The organism is Chitinophagales bacterium (assembly GCA_017303835.1).
In the GTDB taxonomy this organism is placed as follows: domain Bacteria; phylum Bacteroidota; class Bacteroidia; order Chitinophagales; family Chitinophagaceae; genus JAFLBI01.
The window spans coordinates 84436-95440 of sequence record JAFLBI010000001.1; the positions used below are offsets into that span (position 1 = coordinate 84436).

5 protein-coding genes are annotated in these 11005 nt (G+C 42.4%); 3 read left to right on the forward strand and 2 right to left on the reverse strand.

Annotated elements, in window-relative coordinates; genetic code table 11:
- Window positions 1-103: 103 nt before the first annotated feature.
- Window positions 104-4186, reverse strand: a complete 4083-nt coding sequence (locus J0L83_00365) for a hypothetical protein (GenBank protein MBN8662997.1) — start codon at window positions 4184-4186, stop codon at window positions 104-106.
- Window positions 4187-4400: 214 nt separating this feature from the next.
- Here J0L83_00365 and J0L83_00370 point away from each other — a divergent pair, with 214 nt between their 5' ends.
- The 3 genes from J0L83_00370 to J0L83_00380 are packed head-to-tail and all read left to right on the forward strand — an operon-like array spanning window position 4401 to window position 8214.
- On the forward strand, window positions 4401-5384 hold the full coding sequence (locus J0L83_00370) for a hypothetical protein (GenBank protein ID MBN8662998.1): 984 nt from the start codon (window positions 4401-4403) through the stop codon (window positions 5382-5384).
- Window positions 5385-5443: 59 nt separating this feature from the next.
- Window positions 5444-6448, forward strand: a complete 1005-nt coding sequence (locus J0L83_00375; protein ID MBN8662999.1) for a di-heme enzyme — start codon at window positions 5444-5446, stop codon at window positions 6446-6448.
- A complete protein-coding gene (locus tag J0L83_00380) occupies window positions 6445-8214 on the forward strand; it encodes a hypothetical protein (GenBank protein MBN8663000.1) in 1770 nt (589 codons plus the stop codon). Before J0L83_00375 ends, J0L83_00380 begins: the two co-directional genes overlap by 4 nt.
- A 48-nt stretch (window positions 8215-8262) precedes the next feature.
- Here J0L83_00380 and J0L83_00385 read toward each other — a convergent pair whose 3' ends face one another.
- Entirely contained in the window at window positions 8263-10755 is a 2493-nt protein-coding gene (locus J0L83_00385) for a DUF4114 domain-containing protein (protein MBN8663001.1), read from the reverse strand.
- Window positions 10756-11005: the final 250 nt, after the last annotated feature.

The window sequence follows — 11005 nt, forward strand, 5'->3', positions numbered from 1 at the left end:
TACCGAACTTCTCATGGTCGGATGCAAACAAATACAGCATTAAGTTGAACTTAATGCAAAAGCCCCGAAATTTTCGGGGCTTTTGTGCTCATTTGGAGAAAAATTATTGCTTTTGAACCACTGTTTTGGCAGGACTGAATGTTCCTTCCGTTCCGGTGATTTGCACAATCAGTAATTGCGGACTTGTCTTCACTTTGCTACTCATATCCACTGATACCACATTATCGCCTTTTACTGCGCTATGTTGCATCGTGTGCAGGATACGGCCAGTGCCAGATTCACGGAAGTTCATCGTAACCTGCTGATCAACTGGGCTCTTGAAGGTTACAGTAAAGCGACCGTTGTTGCTTGGGTTAGGATAGGTGCGTATTCTGGTGTCCTCTGCAGGCGTATTAACGGTAGCAGTTGTGTTTACGAAAGCAGCATTGCTGATGCTCGCATTCAGATTTGTATTCTTGTTGGCAACTTCAAAGCTGAACAATACCTGTACAATGTCTTTAGCATTGATAGGACTGTTGATACCAGCTGACTTGAAGCTATTCAGCGTGATTTGATATTCCTTAGCTGTAGCTGATGCAGGTACAGTGATGCTGTATTGATCAGCCCAATTGGTAATTGATTTTTTCACCAGGGTGATACGAAGTGTACCGGTACCTGCAGCGGTGAAGCGGAGTGTGTTGAAAGCCGAAACATCACGTGGCATAGCACCACCATTCAACATTTTGTAAATCACCAGATAATCAGAAGTCACAGCTTTCACTGATACATTACGCATTAATGGAGATTCCTCTTTGAAGATTCTGTTGGGATCATTCTTCACAGCGTAATTGCTGATGGTAGTAGTGCTGGAATTATAATCAATACCCCAAGCGCCATCGGCAAGGTATACCATATCTTCAAGTGAATTATTCGCAGTATACATGGAGATATTCGCTTCCAGTGCATCAGCAACAGGAACAGTAATCACTGTTTCGCCGTTTGCAGTCATGGTGAAAGGAATGTTTCTTGTAATACTTGATGCTTGCTCGTTGTCGTTACCAGCATAAGTAAAGTAACCGCCTGTAGCTGCAGTTTTGTTTACCACTGTGAGGAACAGATTACCACCAACTCTTCTGCCAGCCTTGATATAGGCATTAGGCATATCAGGAGCAATGCTGCTGTTCAATGGTGCATATTGCTTCAGGTTATTCAACACGCTAGTGGCCATTTCACTCAGCAGGGTGGTAGACTCAGCCCAAAGCTGGAAATTATACATCATGTCATCACCTACAATATTCTTGCTGAACCAGTTTGACTGGATGCGAATATTGTTGCGGCTTGCAGACTGACCTGCAGTAAAGCTTACCGCATATTCTGTTTTGCCGTCTGGATTACGAATGGTATAGGCAATCAATGGAGTGTTGTTGACAGTAATTTGTTCAACAGCCAGTAATTGAGCGCCTTTCAAACGATCACAAATAGGCTTGGTGTGGTTATATACTTCACCGCTTGTTCTTGTTGCAAATGCAACTGCACGTGCAATATTGTCTTTTACATAATCAATAGCCAGCACTTCTTTCGCATTGGTAAACTGTACCAGATCTGCTGGAGTGGTATTGAAGGCAACCAGACGCAAATCAGTTAATCTGCTAGGTACCAATGCTGTTAAAGACAAAGCTTGTACACTATTGCTGTTGGTATTACTATTCTGAGTAAGACCTCCTGCCTGCATCAGATCATTGCTGGTCCATTTGCGCAGGTTACGATAATTAGGTTCAAGCAATGAGCCGGATTTTGCTTGTGCATAAGTACGCTTGGCAATAATATTACCCAGGCTATAGCTTTCTACACCGCCACCGCCGCCAGAGCTTACACCAAATGGTTTGAAACCAAAATCACAGCTGTGGTTATTGGCACCATTGATGCCCGTTGTTACAGGTGCATCTGCGTCATCACCGTTGAGTACACCATCGTTATCAATTTCATCGGCATCTGAACCAGAAGTATTGTTGGCAATGGTCAATTCGTTTGTACCTAAAGCTGCTTGCTTACTACCACCCTGTACTCTTGGAACACGCACAATAAAGTTGCTATTGGGTGTAAGACCAGTAATATTGTACCTGGCATTTGCAGTTGACGTTCTTGTAGGATCGCTAGAGAAATAATATTCACCATTTGCATCAGTTGTTGCTGTTGCAATTACTGAACCGCCTTTAACCAGTTCTACGTCAACACCACTGATTGGATCTTCATCTGCATCTTGTTCGCCATCGCCATCGCTATCCATCCAAACGCGGTTACCAATCTCAATTGGTGCAGGATCACTCAGTAACACGATATCGCCTAATCCATTGGCTTTACCCCATAGATGATCTAAAAAGCCATTATATAATTCGTATTCTGTACCAGCTAGACGGCCACCATTGATATTGCTTAATTTTTTTGTACCACCGGAGAAAAAGCGCAATGGATCCATTGCTGTATTCATTACTTCACGCTTGCCGTGATAGTAAGCCAAGCCACCCATATGTGTTTCCTGGTGATTGTCTGTTGTACCACCTAATGTGGCAACGAAATTATCGCCAGAGAAAAACTCACCACCTCCTGGGCCTTGGCCATTACCTACACCACCATTCAAACTGCCTGAGCTACCATTGTTTTCCAATGTCCATGTGGCACCAGTCTTATGCGCACGCAGGATATCGCCGGCCGCAATGGCATTGTATAATGTACCATCAGGTGAGAAAGTACTAGTGTTATTTGGGCTTACATTTTTGAAACCCATTTGATGTCCCCAACGGTCCATCAAACCAATGATCATCGCGCCATCTTCGCCAAATTCGATATTTGACAAGATTGGTTGAGGTAACATGGGATAATCACCGGCAATTTTGTTAGTACTAAACGATGCTGGATTTGTTTGCCATGGATACCAATTTCTGGTAAGTGGCTGCAAAGGAGCTGCGGCTCCTTTGTCTAAAATACCTCTTGTATAATTGAGAGGGAAAGTGAGTACTGGGGTGCTATTAAAAGTATTGGTAGCAGGATAAAATTCAAATACATAAGCATTCATGCCAGTATTTGACATATTTGGTAAAGGCGCATTTTCATTGGTACTTACTGCACCAACATACACTTTGCCTCTGTGAACTTTTACTGCAAATGGTCTAACAACACTATTTATTGAAACAGGTACAGAAGGTATTCCAAATTCTTGAACACCAGCAGCTGAAGGAGCAGTAGGTGTAGCACCTGTACCTAAATCAATTTTTATAAGTGTATTACTAAAAGTGTTTGTTACATACAAAAAACGCTGGTCATCGTTATCTGATAAGTCCATTGCTCCTAAACCCTGAAGCCCAACAATTGAATAAACAAATTTATCAATACTAGGGTTAGGGTTACTTACAGATGTTAAACCACGGACAGCATCACTAACGACTGTGCCACCTAAATTGATATTATAAGGTGCTGCTTCCAGATCAATAAATTCACTTGTAGCAGGCACCCCAGATAAATTGGTGAGGTAGATAGCACCCTTCTTACCATTCTTCAAACCAGCATGGCGCTTCACAAAAGCTGCAGCAAATAAACTCTTTGAATGGCGCTGATAGGCCAGTCCCCAAATACTACCAGTTTCATTTTTCTTTGCACTAACAGTTGGGTTAGTGGTACCTGAGTTATTGTATGGAAAAGTAAAAATAGTTGCATCTGCATTGGGTGTTTGCGATAAAACGCCTGCTGATGCAGGTAATGCTGAACTACCATTCACCATAGAAGCAACAGCTACATTAGGGTTGGTACCCTTTACATAATCCATCGGGTATTGAATACCAAAATTGGCTGTAGTAGAAGGAGCGGTATGAAACTGCGTTGCTGTTTTGTTGTTGTTACCAAAAGCTGCTGCGTAATCTACAGATTCCCAGCCGGAGAAGATCAGTCTTACTTTAGTACCAGGTGCGATTACGCCACTAGTGAAACTGAAACTACCTGCAGCATCTGTTGCAGCTGTACCCAGAATTGTTCCGGATGCAGTATATGCTGTTACTGTGATGCCTTGTACACCTGATTCATTGAATCCTGCGCCAGTTTCGCGACTACCATTGGCATTCAAATCACGAAAAACAGATCCACTAATCTGTGCATTTGATGTAAATGCAAGCAGAAGCATGGATAAAAATGTCAGGCTGCGTAAAATTTTCCTCATACAATATCGTTGAACAATCAATAAAAATTATCGATAATAAAATCAACGGTATTTCCAGGATTTGGGTAGGAAATTGCAGAGGATAAGGGATAGAGTAGCAGAAAATCTGCACAATAATACACGAAATCGTTAGTTTTTCCTGTATTTCGGTGTTTTTTGTGCATTAAATATCCCTTAATATGCACCTGAAAACGAATGGTTTCTAAAGCAATCCATGTCTACAATCACCCATAGGCAAGCAGTTTCTGAGCGTGGTAAAATGTCCCGGATCAATTCAATTAAGTTTAACTTATTGATATTCATATTGTTGTATCCATTATTAGGGATTGCGCAGCGCCAATACAGTTGTTCCAAAGTGCCTGCATTTGTGAAACAGAAAGGTTTTGATACGCTAAGAACGGCTTTTAGTACAGCTGAGAAGCGTTATATGGGACTGGTGCTCATTGAGTTAGCTGAAAAACCTGCAGCAGGCGAACAACCCGATTTAAACAATCAAAGAGCACGTTACTATCAGCATCCATCCTGGAAATCAGCAGGTTATCTTGCTTCCATCACTATGGATAAGTCAGGAAACGCCTATGCCATTCCGGCCCCGCACATTTCACTGCTGTACAACCATCCCAAGCAGCAAAACAAAATTTATCGGGTAGATAGCAAGACAGGCATCATGTTGCCCTGGATGCAATTACCTGTTCAGCAAAGCAAAACCTTGCAAAATCCGTATGGATTATTAGGCCTTACTTATGATTGTGCAGATGGCTCTCTCTTTGCAGCAACCATTTCCGGTTCTACCAGAACAAAAGAGCAGGGCTTACTATTGCACATTCGTACCAGCGATAAAAAAGTTTTAGACACCCTTCATGGTATTGATGCTATGGGACTCGCCGTCTTTCAAGGCATCAAAGGCGAGCGAAGATTGTATTTCGGTAAAATCAGAACAGGTGAAATTTTTTCTGTTGCAATTGATACTGACGGAAAGTTTATTCGGAATAGTGTGCAATCAGAGTGTGCCATCACGGGTATTGGTCCGCGCGGAGATGATGCGCCCAGAAAAATTCGTTTTGATCGTGATTTGATGATTGTGACTGGCATAGCTTTTAATTACAATCTGCAAGCATCGAGCGAAAAGCCAGAGACAGTCTATGTGTATTTGCGCGATCCATCTGCCAAGACCTGGCAGTTGATCAATATTCAATGATGAAAGCCTTTAATTCACCATATCGAAGATCTGTTTTTGTAGTAACAACCCTAGTTGTGATGGCCCTTGCGGCTAATCTTGCTTTTACGAATCATCAGACACCCAGCAAGGAAAATCCCAAAATTGCACTGGGTAGAAGATTGTTTTATGATCAACGTTTGTCTATCAATGGTGCGCGATCCTGTGCTTCCTGTCATGCGCCAGAGCTGGCATTTACTGACGGCTATCGAAGGTCTTTAAGTATTGATGGATTTAACGTAACACGTAACTCACCATCACTCATCAACACCAAGTTTTTACCGAGCCTTACATGGGCAGATACAAGTATAAAGAACTTTACTACTCAGATGGATGGCCCGATGTTCAGCGAACATCCTCAGGAAATGGGGTGGAAGGGTAATGAAGCAATTATTCTTGATCGATTGAATCAGGATCCTGTTTATCAGCAATTGCTGAAAAGTGTTTTTCCAAAACAAAAGTCGTACACTGTTGCGCTTGTTAAAAATGCGATTGCTGCTTTTGAAGAAACCCTTGTGTCTTTTAATGCACCTTACGACAAGTATTTGCGCGGACAAACCAATGCACTTTCACCATCAGCCAGAAGAGGCGCGAATTTGTTTTTCTCCGGAAGAACTAAGTGTGGTGTTTGTCACGAAGGCAAGCTGTTAGGCGGAGAGAATTTTGCAAATGTTGGCTTATACAATGTGGGTGATACCAATAGCTATCCCTTATCAGACAGGGGTTTGTTCAACAAGACCGCTAATCCTGAAGATGATGGAAGCTTCCGTATTCCTTCTCTGCGTAATGTATTACTGACTGCACCTTATATGCATGATGGTTCAGTTGCAACTATTGAAGAAGTGATTGATATCTATGTTGCCGGTGGAAGGAATATTGCAGATGGTCCCTATGCAGGTGATGGGAGAAAAAACAGTAAAAAAGATATGCGCGTAAAACCATTTTCGCTGACTGTAGAAGAAAGAAAAGACTTAATCGCTTTTTTGGCCAGCCTCACAGATTCATCAGTGCTTAATAATCCAAGATGGAAAAATCCTTTTCAATGAAATTGATCTATTCAATAATGCTGTTTTTCTTAATGGGAGCTGTGGTTAGTCCGCTACTTGCTCAGCAAAAAGCAAAACAGTCTAATGCAGTATACCTGGATGAGTATAGGAAAGGTTTGTGGGCGCCAGCTGCTCAAGACACTGCTGCTTTTGTAGTAGAAAGAAAGCAGGAAATCGAAAAAGTATTGAAGCAGCCTTTACCCGTGCAGTTGTTGATAGACAGTAATGATCAGGTAATGTTGGCACAGCAGATTGCTTTGCGTGATTCGAATTTTATTCGTTATACAGTAGATAAGCGAAACGGTAGAAAACCACTGCTAAGTCAGGTCTTTGGCGTGTATCCTGCGCGCCCTGGTGACTTGAAAAAAGACATGGTATATCTGCCGGGTTCTGTTGCGCGTGTGGAGATGTACAATTTTGCGTACAACCTGAGTTCTGTTGCTATCGTAGATGTGTTTGCGCTAAAAGTGCTGTCGGTAAATCATTATCCGCAAGCGCAACCTGATTTGCCTGCTGCATTGGTGAAGCTGGCTGTGCAAATAGCCGTGAATGCACCTGAAGTAGAAAAAGCTTTAGGTTTCAAGCCTTCCGTTGATCAACCAGTTATGTCAAGCACTAAAACTGCTTTGAACAGAACAAAGTGTGAGCGTTCACAGCACCTTTGTGTTGCGCCCACATTTATTCAAGGTAAGCGGGCGCTATGGGCAGTAGTAGATATTACGGATCAGCGTTTGGTGGGCTTGCGTTGGACCAATGTAGGAGAGGATGCACCTTCTATTGTAGTTACTGAAAAGAAACTGCAAAATGAAAACATTACTGATTGTTATTGTGAGCAGGTGAACAAATTGAATAGAGATGGATGGAAAATGGATTATGTACTCACCAGTTCTGATGGATTGATGATTTCAGGTGTGCAGTACAATGGAAGAGACGTGATGCACAGCGCTAAATTGGTTGATTGGCATGTGAGCTATTCAAATACTGATGGATTTGGTTATAGTGATGCAGTTGGTTGTCCCATCTTCAGTCAATCAGCTGTTGTTGCAACTGAACCACCACAAATTTTTGAACTCGTAGAAGCAGATACCACTGCAGGATTTGTATTAGAACAGAAATACTACAGCGAGTTATGGCCTGGTCCGTGCAATTACAGTTATGCCCAGCGCTTTTTGTTTTACAAAGACGGTCGTTTCCGTGTAACCTGTGCCAGTATTGGACGTGGTTGTGGGAACGATGGTACTTATCGTCCCGTGATGCGTATCGTGATGGCAGGTGAGCAACAGCGTTTTTCAGAGTGGCAGCAGAATGGTTGGATACCCTGGAGGAAAGAACGCTGGCAATTACAACAGCCTACTACGAATTACTCACCTGATGGATCGCAATATAAGATTGAACGAAAAGATCAGACAGGTTATCTGATAGAGCCGGGCAAAGGACAATTTGGTGATGGGGGCAGGGGCGATCAGGCTTTTGTTTATGTTACCAAAAATCATCCTGAGAAAGATGAGGGTGAAACTGATTTGATTACGATTGGCCCTTGCTGCAACACAGATTTTCGTCAAGGACCGGAGAAGTTCATCGATAAGGTTCCAGAAAATATTTATGACACTAAACTAGTAATCTGGTATGTGCCGCAAATGAAGAATGATGATGCACCAGGCAAACAATACTGTTGGGCAGAAACTTATTTAGAGAACGGTGTATATAAAGTGAAAGCCTATCCGTGTTTTGCCGGACCGTTATTCAAACCCATACCGGCAAAATAAAAAGACCCCGCATGTGCGGGGCCTTTCCGTCGTTGATACCAATACCAATTATCTATTCACAACAATCTTTGCTGCTTTGTAGCGAACGCTAGTGCCGTTTACATTGATGATGCCAATCATCTGTTGAGGCGCAATTGTTTTTGTGAGATCTACATCTACCACATTGTTGCCTTCAACAGTAGTTATCGTCTTTTCAAACAAGCTTCTGCCTGTTGCTGCATCTGTAATACGAATGGTTGCAGGCGCTGCTGTGTTGGCTTCAAATCCGATTTTGAAAATGCCGTTAGCAGGGTTAGGATAAATCCTCAGTTCTTTTGCATCCTTGTTCTCGGGTGTTGCAACTGCACCTTTTACAAATGCGGCATCGTAAATGCCACCTGTGAGACTAGTTTGCTTGCCATTCACCTCAAATGAGAATACTACTTGCGCGATATCATTTGGATTGATTTTATCCTTGGTACCGTTTGCCGCAAAATCAATCAGGTTTAAGGTGTAGTCTTTTTTGCTGTTGGTTAAGGCTACAGCATAGCTGTATTGCTTATTCCAATCAGTAATAGACTTTTTCACCAATGTTACACGCAGTGTGCCTGTTCCAGTTGCACTGAACTTGAGTTGATTATATGCTGTAAGGTCTTGCTCTGTAGCACCACCTGCAAGAATCTTATAGAGTGTTACAAAATCCTTGGTTGAAGCATTGAATTCAGCATTGCGTAGTAAAGGATACTCATCTCCATATTTGCGGGTATCATTGTTCACAACTGCAAAACGATTCAATGAAGTAGTTGTGCTATTGTAATCAATACCCCAACCGCCATCTGCCATATACAGTGCGTCTTCCAGTTTGCCATTTACATATACTTTGATATCTGTTTCGTAGAAATCGCCTACTGGCACTGCCACTTGGGTCTGACCTTTTGCATTCAATGTTACAGGAATCAAACGCTTGCTCACTGCAGCTTTTTCATTTGCTTTTTCAGCCATTTCTAAGTATGCAGTAGTTGCACTGGTTGTGTTATTGATGCGCAGATTCAGGGTATTACCTGCACGCTTGCCAGCCAGTACATAGGTCTGAGGTAAGCCTGCAACTTTGATCTGCTGCACCTTCATGCTGCTGTTGAGTTTATCCAGCACATCAATCATCATATCCGTAACGAGGTGAGGTGCTGCTGCCCATAACTGGAAATTGTACATCACTTCATCGTTCTGGTAATTTTGATTCAACCAATTTGATTGGAAAGTATAGCTGTTTCTGCCATTCTTCATACCAACAGAGAAGCTGGTGGCAAATTCAATCGCACCGTTTTCACGCTTCAGTGTGTAGCGAACGAAATCCAAACCATTCAGTGTAAAGTTTTCCATGCCAATCAGTTCAGCACCTCTTAAACGGTCGCACACTGGTTTGGTGTGGTTATACACTTCACCGCTGGTCTTAGTAGCAAATGCTACGGCTTTACATTCGTTGTTTTGAGTGAAGTCGATGGAAATTACTTCCTTGGCGTTGGTAAAGCCAGTTAAGTCTGTTGGGGAAGTGAGGTATAATTTATAGCCTGGGTCCAGCATTCTGGCAGGCATCAGTTCTGAGAGGCTGAGCGCGCCGGCTACATTGTTTGAAGCATCGGTTGAGGTCAGCATTTGCATCTTGCCGGTTGAAGGCAATTCAGTGAAACGCTGATAATCAATTGAACCAAACTCGTTGTTGATAGCTTTGTTGTAGTTACGCTTACCAATAATATCACCAAGACTCTTACTTTCTACGCCACCCGTATTACCAGAGTAAACGATTGATCCGTTGGGATTCAGTACCGGAATATTGCTTCTGTTATCGCAGGTGTTTGGATTAGTGGTAACATAGAACAGACAGTCATTGAAATCCTGATCACCACCCAAATCGCGACGAATATCTTCAAAGCCTAATACAATTCTATTAGTAACAGAATCAGTAACCATCACCATGTGCTTACGCTTGGTAGGATCCGCAACAGCAGTGTTCCATGAAGAGATAGACCAGATAGCACCGTTACCTACAGTAGGTGCAGAGCCATTCCAGCCGTTTGAAAACAATACAAATGCAATCTTGGTTCCTGATGGGAAATTGCCGAGAAAAACTTTGTCGCCTGCATTTAATTCGCCACCATCACCAGTTCTGGATGCATTGGGGAAAATCAAAGTCACTTGATTGTTTGCAGGAGCGGTAGCAGGAGTGTTTCCAGTAAATGTATAAAAGCCAAGTACGTTTCTGTATGATGCACCTTCGTATACGAAGCTCACCCATACATCAATATTACAATTGGCTTGAATTGTTTCAGGAACTGTATCAGAAATCAGTCTTGGACTGTAAGTGGGTACAGGTCTTGTTTCAGGTAAAGTGTTGTTGATTCTTGTTCTGAAATCGTTGGTAACAACATCACTAGGTGTAACCAAATAGTTGGGTTTACCATTGCTGTTGTATGTGCCCAGCGTCTGAAATTGTGCATCAGCTGTTGCGAAAATCAGCGTTGCTGATAATAGCGTCGACAAGAGCTTTGAGTAGCTTTTTGCCATAGGATGATTGGTTTGCGTTTTTACTAGGTATTGGTTTGTCAACGATTAGTTTGCACTTTTCAATGACCATACAAAAGTATCGAATCGCGTAGGCTGACAATTTTTTCGACCTTAAATAGGCCTTAAGACCTGCTTAAAAAGTCTTAATAGCTGAGAGATTCCTTACCAAAGAAGGTTTTTCATAGAATCTGCGCTTTCTTGAGCGTTTCTTGCTGGCAGCGCATGTTTTTTTCTGAATTTCCAGGGTTTT